This is a genomic window from Parafrankia discariae (assembly GCF_000373365.1).
In the GTDB taxonomy this organism is placed as follows: Bacteria; Actinomycetota; Actinomycetes; order Frankiales; family Frankiaceae; genus Parafrankia; species Parafrankia discariae.
In genome coordinates this window covers 83,309-108,593 of sequence record NZ_KB891148.1, presented here as the reverse complement: position 1 = coordinate 108,593, position 25,285 = coordinate 83,309, and the positions used below count along the sequence as shown (strand labels likewise).

Below are 25,285 nucleotides of genomic sequence, written 5' to 3'. Positions count from 1 at the left end.
GTGACCGCCACTTCCGGCCGGTCGGCCGGGGGCGGGGAGTCGCCGGCCCCCGGGGTGTCGGGCTATCGCCCGTCCGCCGGGAGGCGAACGGCCAGGCCCATCCGCGTCAGCGTCGCCCGGCCGAGGAGGGTGGCCGGGTCGCCGAGGTCGAAGGGCAGGTCGAAGTGGTGCCGGCCCGCGGCCACCAGCGCGGTCACCGGGGTGCCCGTCCCGGCCAGGGAGGTGGTGAAGGCGCTGTGCTGGGCGGCGAAGGCCACCGTCTCCCGCTCGCCGCGCGCGACGACCAGCGGCGGGAGCCGGCTGCCCGCCCGGCGCAGCGGGCTGTTGCGGGCGGCCTCGGCGGCGGTGAGCCCGATGGCCTCCCCGACGTAGGTGTCCCGCAGCGGCTCGAGGTCGTAGATCCCGCTGAGCAGGGTCGCGCCGCGGATGACGTCCCGTGGGCGCAGCGGGGCCGGCAGCCAGCCGTCGAGCAGGCACATCGCGACCAGGTGGGCTCCGGCGGACGAGCCGCTCAGGAAGACGCGGGTGGGATCGACACCCAGCTCGCCGGCATGCCGGAACAGCCAGTGGACGCCTCGGCGGACCTGGGCGACGATCTCGTCGAGCCGGTGCGCGGGGGCGAGCCCGTAGCCGAGCGCGGCGAACGCCGCGCCGCGGGCGACGAAGTCCGGCGCGGCGAACGACGACTCCCACCGGCTCAGCTCCTGCCAGTAGCCGCCGTGGACGAAGACCTGCAACGGGGCGTGGTCCCGCCGGGCCGGGAACAGGTGCAGGGTCTCGGCGGCGGTCGGCCCGTAGGCGATCTCCCGCCAGGCGATGCTCCGCCGCGCCGCGTCGGACCTGGCGGCGTACTCCCGCAGGAAGCCGGCCATGTCCGGCACGGTCAGGCTGGGCGAGTACGCGCGGTCGCGCAGCTCCCGGTCGTTCTCCCACGTCCGCCGGCCGGGCGCGCCGCTCACCGCCGCCCCGCCCCGGGGGCCGTCTCCCGCGGCTCGTCGTCGGCGGCGAGCAGGCTCCGCGCGGCCCACAGCTCCGGATAGAACCTCAGATCGACCCGCGCCCGCAGGTAGCCGGCGCCCGCGCTCCCGCCGGTGCCCGGCTTCTCCCCGAGCTGGCGCACCACCGCCGTGAGGTGCCGGGCGCGCCAGGCGGACCACATCTGGTCGTGGCTGAGCAGCGCCTCCGAGAGGTCCCACAGCTCACCGTGCCCCCCGTTCCGGCCGGCCGACTCGTCCCCGCCGGCGATCTCGGCGAGGGCGGCCGCGCGCTGGTGTTCGGTGGCCACGGCGAACCCGGTGCCACCGACGAGGGTGAGGAAGGCGTCCCACAGGTCGGGTTCGGCCAGGCGGCGGCACAGCTGCGCCCGGTCGTCGGAGCTGAGCCAGCCCGCCCGGGCGAGCCAGCCGTCGTCGGGGGTGCCGGAGAGGAACTCGATCTCGCGGAACTGCGCCGACTGGAAGCCGCTGGACGTCCCGAGGACCCCGCGGAACTGCAGGAAGCCGCGCGGGCTCATCGTGTCGACCACCTCGATCTGCCCGACCAGCACCCGTTCGATCTCCTGGCACCGGCGCAGTCGGAGCCCGGCTCCGCGGGCGTCGCCGCGGAGCATGCGGTCCCGCGCGTCGGCGAGCTCGAACAGCAGCACCTTGAACCAGAGCTCGTACACCTGGTGGATCGTGATGAACAGCAGCTCGTCGTGGGCGGTGGGTGAGCTTCGGCACCGCTGCTGGTCGAGGAGCTGGGTGAGGCGCAGATAGGTCGCGTAGGTGAGCGGCTCGCCGTCGGTCTCGGGAGCGGGCACGGCGCGCCTCACCCCAGCCCGTGGGTGGCGAAGTGCTCCCGGGCCCCGGGGAGGTCGAGCACGCCGGCGGACTCGCACATCTGCACCGTCGCCCGGGCCAGCTCGCGGCTCCGGCGGGTCGCGGCCGCCCCGCCGTAGACGTCCCGGACGACGGCGTCGGCGGCGGCGCCGTCCAGCCCGGCGAGTCGCAGCGAGACGCGGATCGGCCCGACGTCCACCGCCAGGCAGGCGAGGACCAGGCCGGGGACGGCGGCGCCGACGCGGATCCGCAGCGACCCGCTCAACTGCGCCCACAGGACGTGGAAGAAGCCGGTGAAGAAGCGGTGGTGCCGGCCCTCGTCGCGGGCGTGGTCCCGGGTGAGCTCGCGCACCGCCGTGACGACGGTCGGGTCGTTCGGGACCTCGTTGAGCACGGCCGTGATCAGGGTCTCGAAGACGATCACCTGGAGGAGCTGGGCCAGCACCGGCTCGCCGGGCAGCAGGTCGCGGCCGGTCCGGGCGAGCTCCCCGACGAAGGCGCCGTAGTCGCACCCGGGGATCGGGATGCCGGTCGCGATGGCGATCTGGTCGGCCAGGTCGAGGCTGTAGAGCGAGTGGTAGCCCTCGTCGCAGTAGATCTTGTACGCGTCCAGCCGGCCCGCGGTGGGCAGGTCGACGCCCGCCTGGTTGGCGGCGATGCGCTCCGCCCCGCGGTTGACGACCCGGGTCTCCAGGTGGGTCGCGGAGAGGAGGAACTGGTAGAGATGCCGGACGGTCAGCTCGCGGACCCGGGCCGGCGGCAGCGCCCGGACCGCCTCGTGGGACAGGTGGGGGACGAGCTCCGCCGGGAAGAAGACCCGGCCACGCTCCATCTCCGGGCCGAAGAACTGGCGGGCGCCGCCGCGGACCCCGGCGGCGGAGTACCAGGAGCCGAACGCGCTCCCGCCGGGCGAGGCGGTGGGTTCGGCCGACGCGGTGGGCCCGGCCGGCAGAGCGGGTTCGGTCGACGCGGCGGGTTCGCCTGGCATGTCAGTCCCTCCTGAGCCCGGCGCTGCCCGCCACGGTGGCGACGGGGGTCGCCGCCGGGCCGGGCCCGGCGGCCCGCGGCAGGCCACCGATCCGCCGCAGCCCCTCGGCGACGACGGCCCGGTCGGTGGCGTGGCAGATCCGGAACCAGCCGGGTTCGGGGGCGGTGAACGCCTGCCCCGGCAGGATGTTCACCCGCAGCTCCTCGAAGATCCGCTCCCACAGCGCGTGCTCGGCGGCGAACGTCGGCGCGGCCAACCACGCCCGCAGGTCGGCCCACACGGAGAACCCGGCCGCCACGGGCACGAACGGGATGCCGGCCGCGGTGAGCATCCCGGTCGCCCGGGTGTAGGAGGTACCGAGCCGTCGGCGGCTCTCGGCGAGGAAGCCGGTGACCCACCCGGTGTCGCCGAGCAGGTCCCGCAGCACGGCCTGAGTGTCGGTCGAGGTCGGCGCGAAGTAGGCGAACGCGCGCGCCGCGGCCCGGATCTCCGGGTCCGGGCAGTGCAGCACGCCGACCTTGAACCCGGGCAGCCCGAAGTCCTTCGCGAAGCCCCACAGCAGATGGGCGCGGGTACCGGCACCGGCGGCGTCCACCCGCGGGTCCAGGACGCTCACGAACGGCGCGGGCCCGAACACCGAGTTCGCGTAGATCTCGTCGGCGATGACGTCCACCCCGTACCCGGCGGCGACCTCGCAGAGGGCGCGTAGCTGCGGCGCACCGTACACGTGACCGACCGGATTGCCGGGCGAGGCCAGCGCGACCGCGCGGACGGTGACACCGCGGCGCCGCGCGTCGGCCAGCGCGCGGTCGATCGCCCGGGCGATCCCGCCGCCAGCTCCGGTGTCGTCGCCCGCCCCGGTGCCGTCGGCCTGCCCGGCCTGCCCGGCCTGCCCGGCCTGCCCGGCCTGCCCGGCCGGACCGGCCGCACCGGCCTGCCCGGGTCGCACCGGCACCGGCAGCAGGCGGGCCCCGGACCGGCCGGTGAGGTCGACGTCGAACGAGCCGTAGTAGGGCGCCGGAACGATGATCACATCGCCCGGGTCGCACAGGACCGAGGCGATGACGTCGAGCGCGGCGCTCACCCCGCTGACGACGACGAGATGGTCGGGGTCGAGCTCCGTCCGGCAGACGCCGCCCAGGAAACCGGCGAGCGCCGCGCGGAAGTCGGCCGCCCCGTGCAGCGGCGCGTACTGGGTGTCGGCGGGGCCCGGCGGGCGGCGCGCGGCCAGTCGGGGGCGGAGCAGATCCCACACCAACCGGTTCTCCGCGGTGCCGAGGTTGAGGTAGCCGCCGGGCCGCCGCCGCGGGTGGTAGGGGTCGGCCTGCGCGCGGAAATGGGCGGCGGCTATCGCCGGCGGCCGGGCCGTGAGCGCCGCCGCGCGCCGGGACACCATCAGCCGGTCACCTCCCGGCCGCTCTCCCGGCCGGTGAGCAGGCCGGGATGCACGCCCAGCCCCATCGAGGCGTCCAGGACCGAGCCGTGCAGCAGCCGGGACTCGTCCTGGCACAGCCACCAGACGGCGGCCGCGACCTCCTCGGGCCGGATCAGTCGTCCCTTCGGCAGCCCGGCCTCCAGCGCGGCGCGCGCGTCCGGGGGAAGCGGGTCCAGCGTGCTCTCCCGCAGCATCGTGGTGTCCACCGCGCCGGGGCAGAGCGCCATCACGTCGACGGGGGAGTGGGCGAGCTCGGCGGCCAGATGGCGGGTCAGGTAGGCGAGCGCGGCCTTGCTGATGCCGTCCGCGATGTCGAAACCAGGGAACTGCGTCACCCCGCCGCCCACACTGGAGATGTTGATGATTTTTCCGTAGCCGCGTTCCGTCATCGCCGGCAGGAACTGCCGGGCGAGCCAGAGCGGCCCGAGGCAGTTGATGCGCAGGAAAGCCTCGTCGCGAGCCTCGGGATCGGCGACGTACCGGGTTATCGTCCGGGTACCGACGGCGGCATTGTTGACGAGGATGTCGACCGGCCCGGGAAGAGCTTCTGCCAGGTTCCGGTGACTTTCCCGGTCACCCTGGCGGAATTCGAAGGCACGGAGGTCGGCGCCGTTCTCCCGCCCTGTTTCGGCCAGGAGGGCGGCGGCACGCTCCCGGCCGGACGCGTAGGTGAACCAGACGGTGTCGCCGTGCCGGGCGAACTGGCGCACGGTGGCCCGGCCGATCCCGCTCGACCCGCCGGTCACGAGTACGTTCCGCGGCCGGGTACGGCCGGCGGAGCGAGTGTTGTCCTGCACCTGGCGCCCCCTCCAAGCCGAACGTCCCCTGAACCCGACCTTGCTCTACGTCCGTGGATGCGAAGCTATCAGCTTGTTTTATCCGCAGGTGCGGACTTTTGTGGGTTGGGGCTGTCCCCGCGACCCGGAGGCCACGGGGCTGCCCCCGGCCGGACGGGGCTCACCCCCTGGCCCGTCAGGCCGCGGCGACGGCCACCTCGGTCGACTTGACCAGGGCGGTCACCGCGGTGCCCGCGGACAGGCCGAGCTCGGTCGCGGCGGCGAGGGTGATCGCCGCGGTGAGCTCGCCGCCCTGCTCGAGGGTGACGTGCGCCACGGCCATGGCGCCGCCGGTCTCGATGCCCGAGACGGTGCCGCGCAGCTGGTTGCGGATGCTCAGGCCGTCCACACTGCCGGTGGCCAGCGAGATCTCGGTGGACTTGATCAGGACGTCGACCCCCGAGCCCTCCTTGAGGCCGAGGTCGTCGACGGCGTCCAGCGTCACCGCCGCGGTCAGGCTCTGCCCGCCGGGCAGCGTGATCAGTACGGTGCTCATCACCGCCCCCCGGGTGATCTCGCTTACGGTTCCGGTCAGCTTGTTGCGGATGCTAAGGCTCACTGGCCACCTCGTCGTGTCGAAAGCATGGCTGGCTGGGCGCCGGGCGGTACCCGAGAGCTCTTCCTACCCATTCAGCAGCCGGAACGCACTCGTCATGACCGTAGGTCACCCGTCCGCGGCGGATTCCCGAAAGTGCGAGGTGACGTGCCGGTACGCGCTACTGGCGGTGTCGATTTGGGTGGGCGTGCCGGCCGTCACCCGCGCCATCCCGAGGTCGTCCCGTACCAGCCAGCCCGGATCCGGCTCGGCTCTGATCGGGCTCCGGACCGGGCCCCGGGCCCGGTCCGGAGCCCGATCGCTTCCCGTGCGGGTGCGTCGGGAATGTGCATATGCTGCCCCTACCCGGGGGCTGCGCGCCTTCGGGCGACCCGCTGACCGCCGGCCGCCCGGCGCACGATCCGCACGATGTGGAGGGCCGGATCCCGTTGCTCGTCCTCGTCCCGGCCGTGCGCCGGCCCGCGACCCACGCGGTCGGCGGCACCCGGCCACCCACGTCCGCGCAGCCTCCGCGCGCGGTGGCCCCGGTGTGACCCGCCGAAGACGTCTGATGCCGAGCTGAGCGCCGTGGCCTCCGCCGGCCGACATCCGGATGATTTTTAGTGACCTGTCCGTGGCCGGTCACCAGGCTAGGAGTGTTCTGATGGCACAGATTCCCTTTGCACCCGACGTGTTCACCTGGCCCGCGGAGAAACCACAGCTGATCGGCTCCCGCTGCCGCAGCTGCGCGGCGGTCACATTCCCCGCGCAGGATTCCTGCCCGCGCTGCGGCAAGCTCGAGATGGAGCAGCGCCTGCTGCCGCGCGAGGGCACGCTGTGGACGTGGACCACCCAGGAGTTCCTGCCCAAGGAGCCCTACGCCAGCGGTGAGACGCCGGAGACCTTCAAGCCGTTCGCGGTGGGCCTCGTGCAGCTCGGCGACGACGTGCGTGTCGAGGGCCGCCTGACCATCAGCAAGGCCGACGAGATCAGGTTCGGGATGGGGCTCGAGCTGGTGATCTACCCGTTCCGTACCGACGAGGACGGTACCCAGGTCATGTCGTACGCGTTCGCGCCGTCCGAGGGAGGAAACTGACATGGAGGACGTCGCGATCATCGGGGTGGGCATCCACCCCTTCGGGCGCTTCGGCAACAAGTCCGCGATCCAGATGGGCGCCGAGGCGGTCCGCTCCGCGCTCGCCGACGCCGGCCTCGAGTGGAAGCAGGTCCAGTTCGCCTTCGGCGGGAGCTGTGAGGTGGACAACCCCGACGCGGTCGTGGGCCTGCTCGGCCTCACCGGGATCCCGTTCATGGACGTCTACAACGGCTGCGCGACCGCCGCGACCGCGCTGGAGCTGACCGCCGACGCGATCCGCTACGGCAAGTACGACATCGGCCTCGCGGTGGGCATGGACAAGCACGCCTTCGGCGCCTTCACGGCCGACCCCGTCCACTACAGCGCCCCGCCCTGGTACGGCGACATCGGTCACTTCCTGACGACGAAGTTCTTCGGGATGAAGATCAACCGCTACATGCACGACCACGGGATCTCGCACCGGACGCTGGCCCGGGTGGCGGCGAAGAACTACCGCAACGGCGTGCTGAACCCCAACGCCTTCCGCCGCAAGGCGCTGACCGAGGACGAGATCCTCACCTCGCAGATGCTCAACTTCCCGCTGACGAAGTACATGTTCTGCAGTCCGGACGAGGGCGCCGCGGCGATCATCCTGTGCCGCGCCGACATCGCCCGGCAGTACACGTCCAACCCCATCTACCTGCGGGCGAGCACGCTGCGGACCCGTACCTACGGCGCGCACGAGGTGCACAGCTCCTGGGCCGCGGTGGAGCACGCCGAGGCCCCCACGGTGTTCGCGTCGAAGGCGGCCTACGAGACCGCGGGCATCGGCCCGGAGGACGTCGACGTCATCCAGGTCCAGGACACCGACTCCGGTGCCGAGATCATGCACATGGCGGAGAACGGCTTCTGCGCGGACGGAGACCAGGAGAAGCTGCTCGCCGAGGGCGCCACCGAGATCGGCGGCCGGCTGCCGGTCAACACCGACGGCGGGCTGATCGCCAACGGCGAGCCCGTCGGCGCCTCCGGCCTGCGCCAGATCCACGAGCTGGTCCTCCAGCTGCGCGGGCAGGCCGGTGACCGGCAGGTGCCCGGCAACCCGAGGGTCGGCTACGCCCAGCTCTACGGCGCGCCCGGCACGGCCGGTGTCTCGATCGTGACCACCTGACCACCTGACCACCTGACCACCTGATCGCCTGATCGCCTGATCGCCGGCTGACCGCGTCACCCGACGGCTGCCGCGGCCGGCCGTTCGGCCCCGTGCCCCGTGCCCCGTGACCATGGGGCACGGGGTCGTTCTCGTTCGTGCCCCCGGCCCGGCACCGGGCGGTCGCCGGTTGCGGGGACGCCGCCGGTCAGGTCGGACGTCGCAGGCGCAGGGCGTTCTCGACCCGGAAGCCCACCTGGCCGTTCGGGCGGGACATGGGTGCCTCGTACATCTCCCGCAGCTCCACCGTCCAGCCCCCGGTGGCCGCGCCCAGCTCGGCCAGGACGTCGTCGGGACCGGCGAGGCGGGTGTGGGGTTTTCTCCTCGGCTCCCAGGACGGGGCGCCGGCGTGCCCGACCACCAGCAGCGTCCCGCCGGGCGCCACCCGTCCGGCGGCGGCCCGGAGCACCCGCGCGCGCGGCATGCCGACCGGGGAGTGCAGGAACATGGCGAGGACGAGGTCGAAGGAGCCCTCGGGAACGCCGTCGGCCAGATCCTCGCACCGCCAGGTGACCAGCTCGGCGACCCCGGCGGCAGTCGCGGCGCCGGCGGCCCGGGCCAGCGCGGTGGGGGAGACGTCGACCGCGGTGACCCGCCAGCCCTGAGCGGCCAGCCAGACGGCGTCACCGCCCTCGCCACACCCCAGGTCCAGCGCCGTCGCGGGCGGCAGCCCGCCGACCTCCCGGACGAGCAGCTCGTCGGGGGCCCCGCTCCACATCCGGTCGGTCTGCCGGTAGCGGTCCTCCCAGAACCGGCCGCTTCCACCCGGCGAACCCGCCGTGCCTGCTGTGTCCGCCGTTCCTGCCGGGCCGTCAGCCGTCGTCCGTGCCACGCCCCATGGTCACGGGTGGGACGCGCGGAGCGGACCTGTCGCGAGTCCCGTCCCGCCGGTCCCTTCGGCCTCCCGCCGCCGCGCCTCAGGTGTCACGGATTCCGCCCAGGCTCGGGCCGCCGTCGACGGCGAGGGTCTGCCCGGTGATGTAGGACGCGGCGTCGCTGGCGAAGAACAGGACCGCGTTCGCGACCTCCGCGGGCGTCCCCGGGCGGCCCAGCGGGGTGGTGCTGAACTCGGACGTGTCGATGCCGGCGACGCGCCACGCCTCGACCGCCCGTTCGGAGGCGACCGGCCCGACGGCGAGACAGTTGGCGCGCACCCCGTGGCATCCCCACTCGGCCGCGGTGACCGTCGTGAACATCTGCAGCGCGGCCTTGGACGAGGCGTAGTGCGCGCCGCCGCGGACCCCGTGCAGGCCGGCGTCCGAGGAGATGTTGACGATCGCGCCCGAGCGCTGCGCCACCAGGTGGCGGCCGGCCTCCCGGGTGCAGAAGTAGGCCGCCCGCACATTGAGGTCGAAGCTGGCGTCCCAGGCTCTGGTCGGCAGCGCGGAGAGCGGGCCCAGGCGGGTGCCGCCGGCGTTGTTGACCAGGATGTCGACCCGGCCCAGCTCCTCGACGGTGCGCCGCACCAGCCGGATCACCTGTTGTTCGTCCTTGACGTCCGTCGGCACGGGCAGGCAGCGGTGGTCGGTGGCGGCCCGGACGTCCGCCGCGGTCCGCTCCAGGTCGTCGACGGTGCGCGCGGCGATGGCCACGTCGGCGCCGTGGGCGGCGAGCAGCCGCGCGGTCGCCGCCCCGATGCCCGTTCCACCACCGGTGACGATGGCCACCCGGCCGGTCAGGTCCAGCAGGTCGGTCATCGGCGTAGTCATGTGGTCCCACCTGGGGTGTGTGGTCTCGGTGCCGGGGGCCTGGGCGGCCCGTCGTGGGGCGGCTCGTCGGGCGGCTCCGCGGGGTCGCGCAGCTGGAGCGCGTTCACGAACAGCCTGGTGATCTGCTCGATGCCGACGTCGAAGTCGCACCCGGGCTGGCCCTGCACCAGCCACTGCTCGGCGAAGCGCCACATCATCGCGCCGAGCGCGGCGGCGGCGACGGCCGGGTCGAGCGCGGGGTCGGCGAGCCGGTGGCGCTGCAGCTGTTCGATGGAGTGGGCGACGTCGTCCGAGTGCCGGCCGAACAGCTGGGTCCACAGGGTGTAGACCTGCTCGTCGTGCCGGGAGACCTGCTCGATCACGCTCATGATCCGGGCCTGCGCGCGGTACGCCTCGAAGTGGACGCGGATCGCCTCGGTCAGCCGCTCGTGCGGCGACGCGCGGGAGTTCCGGGCGAGGATGATCTTCATCCCGGCGCTCAGGGCGGCGTCGACGACCGCGGCGACCTCCCGGAAGATCTGCTCCTTCGAATCGAAGTAGTGGTAGAAGGAGCCGTGCGACAGGCCGGCGCGTTCGGCGATGTCCGCGACCCGGGTCTCGTGGTAGCCCTTCTCCGCGAAGACCGCCTGCGCGCCGTCGACGAGACGTGCCCTCGTCTCGGCGCCCCGGCGGGAACGCGGCCCACCGGCCCCGGCCCCGGCNCCGGCACCGGCACTGCCGCTGGCACCGTCGCCGGTGGCGGTCATGCCCGCCTCCCGGGTGGGCGCCGCCACGTCAACGCCAGTACCCGACGGTCGTCTCGTAGGCCCGGCGGGCGAACTCGGGGACGGGCAGCTCGCGCAGCTCGGCGTTGAGCACCTCGACGCTGACCAGGCCCGACCAGCCCCGGTCCAGCAGGGTGGTGGCGAACCGGTCGAGCTCGAAGATCCCCTCGCCGGGCATCGCGCGGCGGTGCATCGTCTCCCTGATCCCGTTCGGTGAGACCGGTGGGAGCGCGTCGTCGAACTGGATGTAGGCGATCCGGTCCAGCGGCACCTGTTCGAGCTGTTCCCAGGTGCTCTCCCCGTTGAAGAAGTGCCACGTGTCGATCAGCACCCCCGCCCGCTCCGGGCCGGCGGCCTCGACGACGTCCACCGCGGCGGCGATCGACTTCGCGCCGCCCAGCGGGCTGAACTCGACGGCCATCCCGGCCCCGGCGTCGGCGAACAACGCCGCGCACCGGGCGATCAGCGCCGTGCTCCGCTCGTCGAGCCCCACCCGGAAGCCGGTCAGGACCCACGGCGCGCGCACCGTGGCGGCGGCCGCGGCGACGCGGCGCGCCTGGTCGAGGGTGGCCTCCTCGTCGTCGGTCACGATCAGGGCCAGGACCTCGTGGCAGCGCAGTCCCGCCGCGGCGAGGGCGGCCGCCCCTGCGGCGTCGGCGCTGCCCACGGCGAGCCCGATTGACTCGAACCCGGCGCCCGCGGCCGCCGCGACGAGGCCGGCTGTGTCGACGTCCCAGCGTGAGTCGGGCGTCAGCGCCAGCTCGACCCTCGGTTTCGATGTCATCGCCCGTCCCGCCCTGGTGCGCTGGCGGCGCGACCGGGGCGGCGCCGCTGGTGTGTCCGCCGGATGACGGTGGTCCCGGGACGGTGGCCCCGAGCCGTCGTTCAAAGTCGACGTCAATGTAAACATGTGACGCGGGCAACTAGCAAGGCCCCCCTCCCGCCCCCGCCCCCGCGCCCGCCGGTGGCGCGGCCCGGGCGATGTCGACCACTATCAGCGGCTAACAGTCGACCGGCACGGGTGAAATTGCTATAAGGGTCGGTCCGGGTATCGGTGGACACCGGTATGCGCGTTGACAGTCGAGTGGGCCGGTCCGTACAGTACAGTTCGTCGCGGGACGGGTAATCCGGAAAATCGTCGGTGCAATAATGCGGGCGAAAATCGGGCGGACAGATCAGGCGGAGATGTGACGCGAATTCAGCAGCGCGGGCTTTATTTCGAGGAGCTGCAGACCGGCGCGATCTACGTGCACAGCCCGGGCCGCACTCTCGGTGAGGCGGACAACACTTTCTTCTCCACCCTCACGATGAACCCGCAGAGCCTGCATCTCGACGCCGCCGCGAGCGCGTCGACGGAATTCGGCGAGCGGCTCGTGAACAGCATGATGACCCTGTCGGTCATGGTCGGGCTGAGTGTCCCGCAACTGACGCAGGGCACGACGGTGGCGAACCTCGGCTTCGGCGCCATCAGCTTCCCGGCGCCCGTCCTCGCCGGTGACACCATTTACGCCGAGACCGAGGTCCTGTCGAAGCGGGATTCCCGCTCCCGGCCGGCGAACGGCATCGCCGTCTTTCTGCACCGGGCCCGCAACCAGCGCGGTGTGCTCGTCGCGCAGGCCGAGCGGACCGCGCTGATGATGCGCCTGCCGGCCGGCGAGGCCGCCGGCGGGCCGGGCACCGGCGGCCCGGACGCCGGCTGACCGTCCGGTGGCCGAGGTTCTGCCGGGAGTTTCGAGGTGGGAGACAGCGTGACCGACTGGGCACTGGGATCGTCGCTTCTGTTCTGCCCGGCGGACCGGCCGGACCGGTACCAGAAGGCGCTGGCGGCCGCGGACACCGTGATCCTCGACCTCGAGGACGCGGTGGCCGCCGCACGGCGCCCCGAGGCCCGCGTGGCGCTGGTCGAGAACCCGGTGGACCCGGCGCGCGTGATCGTCCGGGTGAACCCGCGGTCGACCGCCGACTACGACGAGGACATCCGTGCACTCGCCCGCACCGGGTACCGCACGATCATGCTGGCGAAGACCGAGGACGTCCGCGAGGTCGAGGAGGCGGACCCCTACCAGGTGGTCGCGCTGTGCGAGACGGCGCGTGGGGTCCTCGCCAGCGCCGAGGTGGTCCGCGCGGCGAACCTGGCGGGCGTGATGTGGGGCGCCGAGGACCTGATGGCGTCGCTCGGCGGGAGTTCGAGTCGGCTCGCCGACGGCCGGTACCGCGACATCGCGCGGCACGCGAAGTCCACCGTGCTGCTGCACGCCGCCGCGTCCGGCGTGCCGGCGATCGACACCGTCTTCCTGAACGTCGCCGACGTCGCCGGCCTGACCGCCGAGGCCGACGAGGCCGTCGCGTCCGGCTTCGTGGCCAAGGCCTGCATCCATCCCTCGCAGGCGGCCGTGGTCCGCAAGGCGTTCCAGCCGTCCGCCGAGGATGTCACCTGGGCCCGGCGGGTGGTGGCAGGCAGCGAGGGCAGCGCCGTGTTCCTGCTCGACGGCCGGATGATCGACGCGCCGCTGGTCGCGCAGGCCCGCCAGATCCTGCGCCGCGCCGACGCCTGACCGCCACGCCTGACCGGACGGGTACGCCTGCCCGGACCCGGCCCGGCCCTCGGCACGGTGTCTCCCCGGCCGGGCGCCGGGGGAGCGGGTGTGATGCGTCCCGTCCCCCCGGACCCCCGGCGGTGTCAGCGATTGGCCGTCAGCGGTTCGCGGGGAAGACCAGGTCGACGGCGGTGGGGGTCGACTCGGGCCAGCGCGAGGTGACGACCTTCGGCCGGGTGTAGAAGCGGATCCCCTCCGGGCCGTAGATCGGGGCGTCGCCGAAGATGGACGCCTTCCAGCCGCCGAACGAGTGCCAGGCGACCGGCACCGGGATCGGTACGTTGATCCCGATCATGCCGACGTCGACCTGGCGGGTGAACCGGCGGGCGGCGCCGCCGTCCTGGGTGAACAAGGCCACGCCGTTGCCGTACTGGTTGCTGTTGATCAGTTCGACGGCCTCGTCGTAGCTGTCCACCCGCACGACGCTCAGGACCGGGCCGAAGATCTCGTCGTCGTAGACGCGCATGCCCGGCCGGACGCCGTCGAGCAGCGAGCAGCCGACGAAGTAGCCCTCGTCGCGGCCGGCGGAGCCGTCGACGACGACGCGGGCGCCCTCGTCGGCCGCGCCCACGACGTAGGACCGGACCCGGTCGCGGTGCTCCGCGGTGATCAGCGGGCCCATCTGGGACGCCTCGTCGGAGGCCGGGCCGACGACGACGTCGGGGATGCGCGCCGCGATCGCGTCGACCAGCGGGTCGGCGACCGCGCCGACCGCGACCACGACCGAGATCGCCATGCAGCGCTCGCCGGCGGACCCGTAGCCGGCGGAGATGGCGGCGTTCGCGGCCGACTCGATGTCGGCGTCGGGCAGCACGACCATGTGGTTCTTCGCGCCGCCGAGGGCCTGCACCCGCTTGCCGGCGGCGGTGCCCGTCTCGTAGATGGAGCGGGCGACCGGGGTGCTGCCGACGAAGGAGATGGCGTCGACCCCGGGGTGGGTGAGCAGGGCACGTACCGCCTCGGCGTCGCCCTGCAGGACGTTGAACACGCCGTCGGGGAAGCCGGCCCGGGTGACCAGGTCGGCCAGGATCAGCGAGGCCGACGGGTCCTTCTCCGAGGGCTTGAGGATGAAGGTGTTGCCGGTCGCCACCGCGTTCGCCAGCATCCACAGCGGCACCATGACCGGGAAGTTGAACGGGGTGATGCCCGCGACCACGCCGACCGGGTGCAGTTCGGTGTGGACGTCGACGCCCCGGGAGACCTCCGAGCTGTGTGAGCCCTTGAGCAGGTGCGGGATGCCGCAGGCGAACTCGACGCACTCGATGCCGCGGGCGACCTCGCCGAGGGCGTCGGAGTGCACCTTGCCGTGCTCGGCGGCGACGGCGGCGGCGAGCTCGTCACGGCTGGCGTCGAGCAGTTCACGCAGCCGGAACAGCAGCGTCGAGCGGTTGCTGAGCGAGGACGCGCCCCAGGTCACGGCGGTGTCCCGGGCGACGCGCACCACCTCGTCGACCTCCGCGGCGGAGGCGAGGGTGACCTCCCCGGTCTGTACCGCGCGGGCCGGGTCGAAGACGCGGCCGACGCGGCCGGAGGCCGAGGGGGCGGACTTGCCGTTGATCCAGTGCCCGATCGTCTTCACGCGTTCCTACTCCTGACTCGCATCCTGCACGGATGCCCGATTGCGGCGTGGACATGACGTACCGGGACGGCCGGGGAAGGGTCCCCGGCCACCCCGGACGAGGGGTCGATGACGGTGGTTCAGAGGCGGTACAGCCTGCGGGCGTTCTCTCCCAGGATCTTCGCCCGGGCCTGCGGAGACAACGTGGCCAGTTTCGGCTCGACGGTCCCCAGCGGGTCGGGGTAGAGGCAGGTCGGGTGGGGGAAGTCCGTCTCGAAGAGGATGTTGTCCTCGCCGACCGCGTCGATCAGTGCCGGGAGCTTGTTCCGGTTCTTCTCGAACCAGAACGTGGCGTAGATGTTGCTCCGGAAGTACTCGGACGGCGGCTTGCGCATCCGACGGAGCTCCTCGGGGGCGTTCTCGGACATCTCGTAGTCCAGTGCCTCGAGGATGAACGGGATCCAGCCGACGCCGCTCTCCACCGACACCGTCTTCAGGCCGGGGTGCCGGTCGAAGATCCCGGAGAGGATCAGGTTCGTCACCACCCGGGCGTTCCCGATGAACAGCAGGGTACCGCCGATCGCGAGCTTGGTGTTGTTGTCGTGTGACGCCCACGGGTACTTACCGTAGAACGTCATCGTGGTCACGCTCGCCCCGATGTGGAAGTGGACCGGCAGCTCCAGCTCGGTACACACCTCCCAGAACGGATCCCAGGCCGGGTTCGCGAGGTCGGGGGCGCCCAGATCCTGCGGATCCGAGGTCATGTTGACTCCCCGTGCGCCGAGGGCGTGGACCCGGCGGGCCTCGGTGACGCACAGGTCGACGTCCCAGGCCGGCATGAGCGGCAGAGGTAACAACCGGTTCCCCGAGTCGCTCTGGATCTCGGCCATGGCGTCGTTGTAGATCTCGACCGAGAGCCGGGTCAGCGCGGGGTCGCCGGCCGCGCCCAGGTCCTGGCCGCCGAGGCCGATCGTGCTCGGGAAGATGATCTGGGCGTCGATGCCGCACTCGTCGAGCACGCCGAGGCGGACCACCGGGTCGTACGCGCCGACGTGGACCTGGTCGATCGTCCAGTGGTGTAACGCGGTGTCGGCGCTCTCCTTGCGGCCGTCGCGGCCGATGACACCGGCTGCGCTGAAACGCCCGACGGGCTTACCGTCGAAGACCCACATCGGGGTGCCGTCGACATCCTCCACGCGAGGCACCCGGTCACGGTATGCAGCGGGAGCGCGCTTGGTGAACAGATCCGGGGGCTCTGACCAGTGCGAGTCCGCATCGACGATGAACAGGTCGCTCTCTTTCAAAGATATCGACATGGATGTCGATGTTAATATGTGACTCATGACACGAGCAACAGTTAACGGGTTGTCGGTCGGCTACGAGTTGATCGGCGAGACAGGCCAGCCCTGGGCGATCACGCCGGGTGGGCGTTACAGCAAGGACACGCCGGGTATCCGTGAGCTCGCCCAGGAGATCGCGCGGACCGGCCGGCGGGCCCTGATCTGGGACCGACCTAACACCGGGGAGTCCGACGTCAGCTTCGACGGGACGTCCGAGTCGGAGATGCAGGCGGACACGCTCGCCGCGCTGATCAGGCATCTCGACCTCGGGCCCACGGTCATCGCGGGTGGCTCGGGCGGCTCCAGGGTGTCGCTGCTCACGGCCGCGCGGCATCGGGACATCGCCTCCGGCCTGGCGATCTGGTGGCTCAGTGGCGGCGTCTACGGTCTGATGAGCATCGGCGTCCACTACGGCAGCGGCTCGTTCACCGCCGCCTGGAACGACGGGATGGAGGCGGTCGCCGCTCTCCCGGAATGGAACGAGCCCATCACCCGTAACCCGGGGAACCGCCAGCGCATTCTCGACCAGGACCGCCAGGAGTTCCTGGCCACCATGGAACGCTGGATGTCGGTCTACTGCCCGCGGGAAGGCGAGCTCGTGCCCGGCCTTCCCGATGACGACGCGCGCAAGCTCGATATTCCGGCGCTCGTACTGCGCAGCGGCGTCAGCGATATCCACCACCGGCGGGAGACCTCCGAGCAGATCGCCCAGCTGCTGCCCAGGGCGGAACTCAAGGAGCCGCCGTGGGGGGACACGGAGTGGAACGACCGACACACCCCGGAGGCGGCGAAGGAAGGTCTGTTCTTCAACTGGCCGAAGCTCGCTCCCCTACTGCTGGAATGGGCTGACCGGAATCTGGCCTGACAGAGGTTCGCGGTGAACGGCGGCGCTCCACCGGGAGCGCCGCCGGCTCCCCGCCACGGGCGCTGGGCTCCGGGCGGTTTGACGCGCGTCACGGGTGTGGTGAAGGTGGACATGTCGCCATACCCGTCTCGGGTCGGACCAGAGGAGTAGTTGCCGAATGAGTGATCTGGAGTCGGGAGCCGCCGCGCCCGCCATCGAGCTCCGCGAGGCCATGCGCACCGCGCGCTCGCTGCGCCGCTTCCGGCCCGACCCGGTCTCCGACGAGGTGATCGCCCGCTGCCTGGAGGCGGCGACCTGGGCGCCGTCGGGGTCCAACGCGCAGTCCTGGCGGTTCGTCGTGCTGCGCTCCCCGGAGGTCCGCGCGGTGCTCGGCCCGGCGTTCCGCGAGGGGTGGGACTGGGTCCGCACCATCTACGGCCAGGCCGACGAGCGCCCGGCGCCCGACGACGACTCGCGCGAGGCCCGGCTGACCCGCACCATGCTGCACCTCGTCGACAACTTCGAGAGCGTGCCCGTCTACGTGCTGTTCTGCTACCGGCTGACGGGCTTCGTGCCCGAGTTCATCGAGGGCGGCTCGATCTACCCGGCGATGCAGAATTTCCTGCTCGCCGCGCGTGCCGAGGGCCTGGGCACCGTCCCGAGCACCTGGTTCACCTTCGCCGAGGACAAGCTGCGTTCGGTCATCGGCATCCCCGACGAGTGGCGGATCGCCTCGCTGGTCTCCGTCGGCTGGCCGGTCGGCAAGCACGGGCCGGTCCGCCGCCGTCCGCTACACAAGGTCGCCGCCCTCGACACCTGGGACAACCCCCTGCTCAACGGGTGACGCCCGAGGTGTCCTCGCTGACGGCTCATCTCGCCCGACGTACATGCCACCGCCTGGGGCCTCCGGCAAGCGAGGCCCCAGGCGCAGACCAAGGTCTGATGCGGCGTTGCCGGAGCCGATCCCGGGAGACCCGGGATCGGCTCCGGGTCAGGCGGTGGTGCCCCCAGAGGTCTTCTTCGTCTCCCCGTCCGCGCTGCCGTCCACGTCGTCGCTCACGGTCGTCTCGACGGTGGGCGGATCACCAGCGTCCGTGGCCTGCTCCGTGGTCGCTGTAGCCGTGGGAGGCTCGGCGCTCGCGGGCGCCGCGGTGCCACTCGGCGTCGTCGCGGTCTCGGCCGTGGCCGGGTCGTCGGTGGCCGGGGTCGGCACGGCGGCGGTCCCGGCCGCCACTGACTCGTCGGTGGTCGGCTTCGTCGAGGCCTCGGTCGCGGTCTGCTCACCGGCGGCCGATTCGACCGTCGGCGGGTCGCCCGCCGCCTGGTCGTCCACGGCTGCAGCCTCGTCGCCCGTGCTGGCAGGGGCCGTGGTGGCGGGTGCCGCGGCGGCCTTGGCGAGTACAGGCTCGGCGGTCACCGACGTGGCGGACGCGGGCTCGGCCACCACGGGCTCGGCGACCTTGGACTCGACAGCCGTGGGCTCCGCCGCCGTCGCAGCCGCCGGTTCGCCGGGCGTGAGCTTGGCGGCCGCGGGCTCGGTGACCGGGGGCTCTTCGGCGACCGGGGGCTTGGTGGCCTCGGGTGTGGTGGCTGTGAGTTCGCTCGCCGGGGGCTCGGTGGCGTCGGGCGTGGTCTCGGTCAGGGTGACGGTGACCGGTGTGACCACCTCCGTGGCCGCTGCCGCGGCCGCCGATTCGGCCAGCGGTGAGGTCAGCGGGAAGTGGCAGGCGACGTACTGGCCCGGGCGGACCTCGCGGATCTCCGGCTCCTCGGCGGCGCAGCGCTCCTCGGCCAGCGGGCACCGGGTCCGGAACCGGCATCCCGTCGGCGGGGACAGCGGGGAGGGCAGGTCGCCCTCCAGCGCGGGGCCGGTGAAGCCGCGCTCCGGGTCGGTCAGCGGGACGGAGTCCAGCAGCGCCCGGGTGTAGGGGTGGGCGGGCTGGTCGTACACCAGGTCGGAGTCACCGAACTCGCACACCTTGCCGAGGTACATCACCAGGACGTCGTCGCTGACCGCCCGCACGACGCCGAGGTCGTGCGCGATGAACACGACGGTCAGGTCGAACTCGGCCTTCAGCTCCTCGATCAGGTTGAGGATCTGCGCCTGCACGGAGACGTCCAGGGCGGAGACCGGCTCGTCGCAGATCAGCAGGCGGGGGTGCAACGCGAGCGCCCGGCCGATCGCCACCCGCTGGGCCTGACCGCCGGAGAGCTGGCGGGGCAGCATGTCGGCGAAGCGGTCGCCGTCCAGCCCGACCTGGGCGAGGACGGACGCCGACGTGGTGGCGCGTTCGGCGGCCGGGGCGCGGGCGACCGCCAGGCCCTCGACGACGATGTCCTTGACGCTGCGGCGGGGGTTCAGCGACGCCACCGGGTCCTGGAAGATCATTTGGATGGAGCGGCGGAGCTCGCGCATCCGGCGTTCGCCGACGCCCTCGATGCGTTCGCCGGCGAAGGTGATCTCGCCGGAGGTCAGCCTGTCCAGCCGCAGCACGGCGCGCCCGGTCGTGGACTTGCCACAGCCGGACTCGCCGACGATCCCGAGCGTCTCGCCGGGCAGGACGTCGAAACTGACCTTCGAGACGGCCTGGACGACGCCGCCCTTGGTCGGGTACTCGACCACCAGCTCACGCACGCTGAGCAGGGCGTCCTCGCCGCGCAGATGCGCGGTTCCGCTACCGGCCAACGAGCTCACCTCCGGGGACGGGCGTGGTGGCGTCCTGCACCGGGCTGATGCAGGCGACGTCGTGATCCGGGCCGATGGAGGCCATCTGCGGCCCGGGGTCGGCGCAGGTGGGGTCGACGTGCCCGCAGCGCGCCGCGAACCGGCATCCCGGGGGCGGGTCGATGGGGTTGGGCAGCGAGCCGGCGATGAGCCGCATCGGCGCGTGCCGTTCGTGGTCGATGGTCGGGGTCGCCTCGAGCAGCGCGTGGGTGTAGCGGTGCCGGGGGGCCTCGAAGACCTGTCGGGTCGCCCCGGCCTCGGCCAGGCGGCCGGCGTACATCACCGCGACCCGGTCGGTGCGGCCGGCGACGACCGCCAGGTCGTGGCTGATCAGGATCATGGACATTCCGTGACTGCGCTGGACCCGGCGTAATAGGTCGAGGATCTGGCGCTGGACGGTGACGTCCAGCGCGGTGGTCGGCTCGTCGGCGATCAGCAGGGTCGGCTCGCAGGCGAGGGCGGTAGCGATCATGACCCGCTGCCGCATGCCGCCGGAGAGTTCGTGCGGGTAGTTGCGCAGGCGCTGCTCGGGGTCGGGCACCCCGACCTCCCGGAGAAGGTCGAGGGCCCGGCCGCGAGCTTCGGAGCGGCCGACGCCGAGGTGCTTGCGCATTCCCTCGGTGAGCTGCCGTTCCACCCGGACCACCGGGTTGAGTGATCGCCCCGGGTCCTGGAACACCATGGCGATCTGCTTGCCCCAGATCTCGGAGCGTTGCTTGCGGGGGAGGGTGAGCAGGTCCCGGCCCTGGAACACCACCTGGCCGGAGCACCCGGACCGTGCCGGCATCAGGCCCATGATCGCGCGGGCCATCACCGACTTGCCGGACCCGGACTCCCCGACCACGCCCATGGCCTGGGCGGAGTCGAGGTCGAGGGAGACGTCGTCGACGGCGCGTACGACTCCACGCGGGGTGCCGATGTAGGCGCGCAGATTGCGCACCTGCAGGACAGGATCAGTACTCATGGGCGCAGGGACCTCTCATCCATCCTCCGGACCTACGGCTACTTCTTGATCCAGAGTTCCTCGACCAGCAGCGAGCCGCTGCCGTACTGGACGATCCCGCCGACCTTGGCGGTGCCGATCGCCGCGTTCGTCGACCGCTGGTAGAACAAGACCGGGCTCAGCGCGACCAGCCGCTCCTGCACCGTCTCGTAAGCGGCCTTGCGGTCCGCCGTCGTCGTCGCGGTGCGACCCGCGAGCAGCGCGTCCGAGAGCTCCTTGTCCTTGACGCCGGGCAGGTTCGCCACGGAGTCCTGGCTGAACGCCTGCCACAGCCGCGGCTCCGGGTCCTGGAAGGACGCGGACGAGACGAGCATGTCGAAGTCGAAGGTCGTGCGCAGCGCCGCGACCTGGCCGAGGTCGACGATCTTCACGGAGACCGTGATGTTCTTGAAGGCGCTCAGCTGGGCCTGGATGTTCTCCGCGATCGCCTTGTTCTCCGAGGACGGGAAGCTGGAGAAGGTGAACTTCACCGGCTTGCCGTCGGCGGCGAGCTCGTCGAGGAGCTTCTGGGCGAGCGCCTTGTCCGTCTTGTGTAGTGGCGTGTCGGAGAAGAGGGGCGAGCTCTTGTCGAACAGCGTGTCGGGCAGGGAAGCGGTGCCGTTGTAGGCGGCGAGGTTGAGCGCGTCGAGGTCGATCGCCGCCGACACCGCCTGGCGGGCACGGATGTCGTCGAACGGCGCCCGGCGCGAGTTGAACGCCATGAAGTTGCCGCCGTTGAGGGTGGTCACGACCGCGTTGAGCTCGGACGTCTCAGCCTTGTCGATGTTGACCGTGTTCGTGTCGATCGCGACGTCGGCGCCACCGCTGATCACCGTGTTGAGGCGCTGGGTGGCGTCGGTCGCCGAGCGCATGGTGAGGCGGTCCAGGTAGGGCTTGGGCGCGTCCCAGTACTTGGGGTTCTTGACGAACTTGATGTCCGCCTGGCGGGTCCAGCTCGCCAGGGTGAACGGCCCGGCGCCGATCGGGTTCTTGTCGAAGGAGTCCCGGCCGGCCTTCAGGGCGTCGGGTGAGGCGATCCAGTTCAGTGACGAGTTCAGGACGGCCTGGGCGTACGCCGGCACGGGGTTGACCATCGTGGCCTTCAGCGTGACGTCGTCGATCACCTCGGTCGACTCGATCATCCGCGCGTCCACGACGTAGGAGGAGCCCAGGGTCGGGTCCTTGATGCGGTCCCAGTTGAACTTGACGGCCTCCGCGTTGAGCGGCTTGCCGTCGGAGAACACCAGGCCGGGCTTCAGCTTGAGGGTGAAGGTCTTTCCGGCGTCGGTCGTGTCGAACGACTCGGCCATCGTGTACTTGACCTTGCCGGCCTCGTCGGTGATCATCAGCGTGCCGTACAGCGCGTTGCCGACCGGCGCGGTGATCGCGGCCTGGTTGCTGAGGGTCGCGGGATCCAGGCTGCGCGGGTCGCCCAGCAGCAGGATCCGGCCCTCGCCGCCGGCGACCGGCTGGCCCGCCGCGCCGTTCGTCGAGGTCGCGGTGTCATCGCCGCCTCCACCACAGGCCCCCAGGGCGAGTGCCGCGCCGCACACGACAGCGGTGGCGACTAACCGGGACTTACGGAACATCGTTGACCTTTCGTCAGCATGAAAAAATGGAGAGTGTGGAACGGTTGGTCGCGTGAACGGCGGGTGGGGGCGATGCCGTTCGGTCACGGCCCGAGCGGTGCGCGCTGGGAAGGCCAGTCGAGTCGCGCACGCCCGATGGGACGCGCTCGGTGCGCGCCCGTCACGGTGCGCGTCGTCAGTCGCGCATCGTGCGGTCGAAGCGGCTGCGCAGGTGGTCGCCCGCCTGGTTCAACGCGAAGACGGTGAAGAAGATGACGATCGCCGGCACCAGCACCATGTGCGGGGAGTCGGCGATGGCCTCCTTGCCGTCGGAGATCATGCCGCCCCAGCTCGGCTGGGGCGGCGGGATGCCCATCCCGAGGAAGCTCAGCGACCCCTCGGCCACGATCAGCGCGGCCATCACGACCGGCAGGAACGCGCCCAGCGGCGGCAGCAGGTTCGGGAGGATCTCCTTCACCAGGATCCGCGCGTGCCCCGCGCCCATGTTGCGGGCGGCGGTGACGAACTCGCGGGACGACCAGGCGAGGGTGTTGGCCAGCGCGAGCCGGACGAAGGTCGGGACGATCAGCAGCGTCAGGCCCACCAGCAGCGTGCGCACGCTCGGCGTGAGGATGGACGACAGCGCCAGGAGGAGGATCAGCGGCGGGAACGCCAGCATCGCGTCGGTGATCAGCCGGATGATCCAGTCGACGGCCCCGCCGAGGTAGCCGGCGAGCATGCCGAGCAGGGTTCCGAGGACGGCCCCGATGAGGCCCGCCACGGTTCCGACCAGGAGGGACACCCGCGCGCCGTACACGCAGCGCGACAGGATCGACCGGCCCTGCTGGTCGGTGCCCAGCCACAGGTCGAACGAGCTGAAGTCCGGTCCCAGACGGGGCTTCCCGATGGGGATCGAGTACGACGCCAGCGGCAGCACGTCCGCCAGGGCGGCGAGCGCGATCACCGCGATCAGCCAGGCGTAGGCCAGGTACACCAGGATCGAGCGGGGCTTGCGCACCACCGGGACGATCGGTGCGTCCAGCGCCGGGGCCGGCGGTAAGTGGACCTCGCGGTCCACCACGTCGGGGGTGGTCATGCGTTGGCCGCCTTCCTGACGCGCGGGTCGAGCCAGCCGTAGCTGAGGTCCACGAGCATGTTGATGACCACATAGACCACGGCGATGAACACGACGATGCCCTGCACGGTGATGATGTCGCGGGCGGTGATCGAGTAGACGACGAGCTGGCCCAGGCCCGGCAGTGAGAACAGGGACTCCACGATCACCGTTCCGCCGATCAGCCGGCCCAGGTTGATGCCCACCAGGGTGATCAGGGAGAAGGAGGACGGCCGCAGGGCGTGCCGGGACATCACGTAGGACGGGCTCATGCCCTTGGCGCGGGCCGCTCCGATGAAGTCCTCACGCAGCGTGCTGACCAGGTCGGTGCGCAGCAGCCGGTGGAAGGACGCGATCTCGGTCAGGGAGATCGCGAGGACGGGCAGGATGGCGCCGCGGAGGTTGTCCCCGAGGCCCTCGCTGATGCGTGACCAGCCCGTCACCGGGAACCACCCGGCCTGCAACGCGAAGAAGTAGATCATGACGGGGCCCGCGATGAAGGCGGGCACCGAGAGGAACACCGAGGACAGCGCCGTGATGGCCCGGTCGATCGGGGTGCCCGGCCAGCTCGCGGACGCCACGGCCAGCAGCACGGCGACGAGCAGCGCGAAGACCAGCGCCAGCACGGAGAGCTCCAGGGTGACCGGCAGTCGCTCGACGATCGCGTCCAGGACCGGCTGGTTGGTCACCGGGGAGGTGCCCAGGTCGCCGGTGACGGCGTTGCCGAGCCAGTGCGTGTACTGCGACCACAGGGGCCGGTCGAGTCCCAGCTTCGCGTTCAGCGCGGCTATGGCGTCCGGTGTCGCGTTCTCCCCCAGGATGACGGAGGCGGCCGACCCCGGAGCCAGGCTCAGTAGCGCCACGGCCCCCATGGTCACGAGTAAGACGACGAGCAGGCTACGGCCTACACGTCTCGCAACAGTGAGCAGCATGCAGCTCGCTTCCTTGATCCTTCGAAGGTCGGGCGGGCGACGACTGAACCGGTCTGCGTTACGTCACCGACGGCGAATACGCCGATATCTCTCGGACAGAGTTATAGCTGGTGATCACGCCGTTGCCAACATTTCGGGTGTCCCCGTGTCACCTCCGTCCGCACCGTCACCGACCAGCCCATCGTGGGCCAGAGTAGGGCGCGATGGTGCCCCTAGGCGATGTTGATCTTGTGGCTCCGGGTGTGGTCGCGACATATCGGACACGTTGTTCCGGTGGGGGGAACCCATATATCGTCGTTCTGAAAACGCCGTTCTGCGTATGTTTTTGGTCCCCGGGAAAATTCTTTTTCGGGTATTCTTTCGCGCGGTGTCGGGTGGCGGTGGCGACGGGTCGCGCATGACGCTGCGAGGAAGCTCTCGCCGTTCGGGCGGTGCGGGGGTAACAGTGACCCAGGCCACTGATCCCTGTTGGGGAAACGGGATCGCGGAACTCTCCGCTTGCGCGTCGAAACGAAGGTTCAGTGATTTCCATCACGGCTGGATGCGGTCGGGTTGGGGTGCGGTGGCGGTGCGGGTCGTTCGTGTCGCGCGGACGCCCGCCGCCGCGGCACCGCGGCGGCGCGGTCCGGGACGGCCCGTCATGACCGGGAGCGCATGGTCGGGATGCCCCGTGGTGCCGGATCGGCACGGTCGGCGGTGCCGGGGCGCCGCGGCGGTCGCTCCGGCGGTGGGCCGAGTCGGGGCGGCTGGGCCCGCGGAACCTGGCGGTGCAGCGGTTTTAGGTGCGTGGGCGGCCGGGCCGGGTCGTCCCGGTGTGGTCCCCGTCGAGCGGCGCCGGCGGTGGCGATCCCTGGCGCCGGCTGGCCGCCGGGCTCGGTCGGCGGCCCGGCCACGGTGGTCCGGGGTCGCCCGGCGCGGCGTGGTCGATGCCTGCGTACCCGCCGGTAACGGGACTCTGCCAAACCGGGAACGGGGGTGAACCGGACGGATATGTGCCCCGGTTCGGCCTAGTCGGACCCCTCTGAACGATCATCGGGAAATGCGGGACCGGTATTGATCACGACGCCGGTCAAATCGCGGTGGCGCTTCTCGGGAACCCCGCGGGAAGGCCGGATCCGGCCCGGTCGGGAAGCGGCTGGTGGCCCCACGACCGCTGGTAGCTAATCGGTTGAATGATTCTGCCCCGGGTCGCCGGGTGGCACCGTGGCGAGGCGTCGATCGGCGGCAGGTGAATGCCGCCGAGTGCGCTCCCACCC

24 protein-coding genes are annotated in these 25,285 nt (G+C 71.8%); 7 read left to right on the top strand and 17 right to left on the bottom strand.

Going from position 1 to position 25,285, the window contains the following annotated elements:
• Positions 1–62 precede the first annotated feature (62 nt).
• The 6 genes from B056_RS0108145 to B056_RS0108120 form a co-directional block, all read right to left on the bottom strand.
• The gene (locus B056_RS0108145) at positions 63–959 is read right to left on the bottom strand and encodes an alpha/beta hydrolase (protein WP_018501387.1); all 897 of its coding nucleotides are present in this window, start codon (positions 957–959) and stop codon (positions 63–65) included.
• The gene (locus B056_RS0108140; protein WP_018501386.1) at positions 956–1,801 is read right to left on the bottom strand and encodes a tryptophan 2,3-dioxygenase family protein; all 846 of its coding nucleotides are present in this window, start codon (positions 1,799–1,801) and stop codon (positions 956–958) included. The genes B056_RS0108145 and B056_RS0108140 overlap by 4 nt, the downstream gene beginning before the upstream one ends.
• Before the next feature lie 8 nt (positions 1,802–1,809).
• Positions 1,810–2,808, bottom strand: coding sequence for a diiron oxygenase (locus B056_RS0108135; RefSeq protein WP_230202887.1), 999 nt, complete (start codon positions 2,806–2,808; stop codon positions 1,810–1,812).
• 1 nt (position 2,809) lies between these two features.
• Positions 2,810–4,204 (bottom strand): aminotransferase class I/II-fold pyridoxal phosphate-dependent enzyme, encoded by a 1,395-nt coding sequence (locus B056_RS0108130; protein WP_018501384.1) that lies wholly within the window; start codon positions 4,202–4,204, stop codon positions 2,810–2,812.
• Entirely contained in the window at positions 4,204–5,040 is an 837-nt protein-coding gene (locus tag B056_RS0108125; RefSeq protein WP_018501383.1) for an SDR family NAD(P)-dependent oxidoreductase, read from the bottom strand. Before B056_RS0108125 ends, B056_RS0108130 begins: the two co-directional genes overlap by 1 nt.
• A 175-nt stretch (positions 5,041–5,215) precedes the next feature.
• On the bottom strand, positions 5,216–5,638 hold the full coding sequence (locus tag B056_RS0108120; RefSeq protein WP_018501382.1) for a TOBE domain-containing protein: 423 nt from the start codon (positions 5,636–5,638) through the stop codon (positions 5,216–5,218).
• Positions 5,639–5,961: 323 nt separating this feature from the next.
• Between B056_RS0108120 and B056_RS0108110 the strand changes: the two genes are divergently transcribed.
• The 3 genes from B056_RS0108110 to B056_RS0108100 all read left to right on the top strand — a co-directional run bounded on the left by B056_RS0108110 (position 5,962) and on the right by B056_RS0108100 (position 7,857).
• Positions 5,962–6,168 (top strand): hypothetical protein, encoded by a 207-nt coding sequence (locus B056_RS0108110; RefSeq protein WP_230202886.1) that lies wholly within the window; start codon positions 5,962–5,964, stop codon positions 6,166–6,168.
• 110 nt (positions 6,169–6,278) lie between these two features.
• Positions 6,279–6,710, top strand: coding sequence for a Zn-ribbon domain-containing OB-fold protein (locus B056_RS0108105; protein WP_026239456.1), 432 nt, complete (start codon positions 6,279–6,281; stop codon positions 6,708–6,710).
• A gap of 1 nt (position 6,711) precedes the next feature.
• Entirely contained in the window at positions 6,712–7,857 is a 1,146-nt protein-coding gene (locus B056_RS0108100; RefSeq protein ID WP_018501379.1) for a thiolase family protein, read from the top strand.
• 187 nt (positions 7,858–8,044) lie between these two features.
• Here the strand turns inward: B056_RS0108100 and B056_RS0108095 are convergent, their stop codons facing one another.
• The 4 genes from B056_RS0108095 to B056_RS0108080 all read right to left on the bottom strand — a co-directional run bounded on the left by B056_RS0108095 (position 8,045) and on the right by B056_RS0108080 (position 11,153).
• Positions 8,045–8,728 carry a class I SAM-dependent methyltransferase gene (locus tag B056_RS0108095; protein WP_018501378.1) on the bottom strand — a complete coding sequence of 228 codons (684 nt, stop codon included), beginning with the start codon at positions 8,726–8,728 and terminating at the stop codon, positions 8,045–8,047.
• An 85-nt stretch (positions 8,729–8,813) separates the two neighbouring features.
• A complete protein-coding gene (locus tag B056_RS0108090; RefSeq protein WP_154676909.1) occupies positions 8,814–9,605 on the bottom strand; it encodes an SDR family NAD(P)-dependent oxidoreductase in 792 nt (263 codons plus the stop codon).
• Complete coding sequence (locus B056_RS35765; protein ID WP_035750700.1) at positions 9,602–10,351, bottom strand: TetR/AcrR family transcriptional regulator; 750 nt, start codon at positions 10,349–10,351, stop codon at positions 9,602–9,604. Before B056_RS35765 ends, B056_RS0108090 begins: the two co-directional genes overlap by 4 nt.
• Positions 10,352–10,379: 28 nt before the next feature.
• Positions 10,380–11,153, bottom strand: a complete 774-nt coding sequence (locus B056_RS0108080; RefSeq protein WP_018501375.1) for a sugar phosphate isomerase/epimerase family protein — start codon at positions 11,151–11,153, stop codon at positions 10,380–10,382.
• Between the two features lie 403 nt (positions 11,154–11,556).
• On the opposite strand from B056_RS0108080, the gene B056_RS0108075 reads away from it, so the two are divergent.
• Both B056_RS0108075 and B056_RS0108070 read left to right on the top strand, forming a co-directional pair.
• The gene (locus B056_RS0108075) at positions 11,557–12,069 is read left to right on the top strand and encodes a MaoC family dehydratase (protein WP_018501374.1); all 513 of its coding nucleotides are present in this window, start codon (positions 11,557–11,559) and stop codon (positions 12,067–12,069) included.
• A gap of 48 nt (positions 12,070–12,117) precedes the next feature.
• Entirely contained in the window at positions 12,118–12,924 is an 807-nt protein-coding gene (locus B056_RS0108070; protein ID WP_051105574.1) for an HpcH/HpaI aldolase/citrate lyase family protein, read from the top strand.
• Between the two features lie 139 nt (positions 12,925–13,063).
• On the opposite strand, the gene B056_RS0108065 is transcribed toward B056_RS0108070, so the two are convergent.
• Positions 13,064–14,545, bottom strand: coding sequence for a CoA-acylating methylmalonate-semialdehyde dehydrogenase (locus tag B056_RS0108065; protein ID WP_018501372.1), 1,482 nt, complete (start codon positions 14,543–14,545; stop codon positions 13,064–13,066).
• A gap of 119 nt (positions 14,546–14,664) precedes the next feature.
• On the bottom strand, positions 14,665–15,840 hold the full coding sequence (locus B056_RS0108060; RefSeq protein WP_195905857.1) for an amidohydrolase family protein: 1,176 nt from the start codon (positions 15,838–15,840) through the stop codon (positions 14,665–14,667).
• A 25-nt stretch (positions 15,841–15,865) separates the two neighbouring features.
• On the opposite strand from B056_RS0108060, the gene B056_RS0108055 reads away from it, so the two are divergent.
• Both B056_RS0108055 and B056_RS0108050 read left to right on the top strand, forming a co-directional pair.
• Complete coding sequence (locus B056_RS0108055; RefSeq protein ID WP_026239454.1) at positions 15,866–16,729, top strand: alpha/beta fold hydrolase; 864 nt, start codon at positions 15,866–15,868, stop codon at positions 16,727–16,729.
• A 157-nt stretch (positions 16,730–16,886) separates the two neighbouring features.
• Positions 16,887–17,552: a nitroreductase family protein gene (locus B056_RS0108050; RefSeq protein WP_018501369.1), complete on the top strand. Its 666-nt coding sequence runs from the start codon at positions 16,887–16,889 to the stop codon at positions 17,550–17,552.
• A 147-nt stretch (positions 17,553–17,699) separates the two neighbouring features.
• Here the strand turns inward: B056_RS0108050 and B056_RS0108045 are convergent, their stop codons facing one another.
• The 5 genes from B056_RS0108045 to B056_RS0108025 all read right to left on the bottom strand — a co-directional run bounded on the left by B056_RS0108045 (position 17,700) and on the right by B056_RS0108025 (position 24,029).
• A complete protein-coding gene (locus tag B056_RS0108045; RefSeq protein ID WP_018501368.1) occupies positions 17,700–19,403 on the bottom strand; it encodes an ABC transporter ATP-binding protein in 1,704 nt (567 codons plus the stop codon).
• Positions 19,384–20,397: an ABC transporter ATP-binding protein gene (locus B056_RS0108040; RefSeq protein WP_020572385.1), complete on the bottom strand. Its 1,014-nt coding sequence runs from the start codon at positions 20,395–20,397 to the stop codon at positions 19,384–19,386. The genes B056_RS0108045 and B056_RS0108040 overlap by 20 nt, the downstream gene beginning before the upstream one ends.
• Before the next feature lie 38 nt (positions 20,398–20,435).
• Entirely contained in the window at positions 20,436–22,004 is a 1,569-nt protein-coding gene (locus tag B056_RS0108035; protein ID WP_026239453.1) for an ABC transporter substrate-binding protein, read from the bottom strand.
• Between the two features lie 175 nt (positions 22,005–22,179).
• A complete protein-coding gene (locus tag B056_RS0108030; RefSeq protein ID WP_018501365.1) occupies positions 22,180–23,079 on the bottom strand; it encodes an ABC transporter permease in 900 nt (299 codons plus the stop codon).
• Positions 23,076–24,029, bottom strand: a complete 954-nt coding sequence (locus B056_RS0108025; protein WP_026239452.1) for an ABC transporter permease — start codon at positions 24,027–24,029, stop codon at positions 23,076–23,078. The genes B056_RS0108030 and B056_RS0108025 overlap by 4 nt, the downstream gene beginning before the upstream one ends.
• Between the last annotated feature and the right edge of the window lie 1,256 nt (positions 24,030–25,285).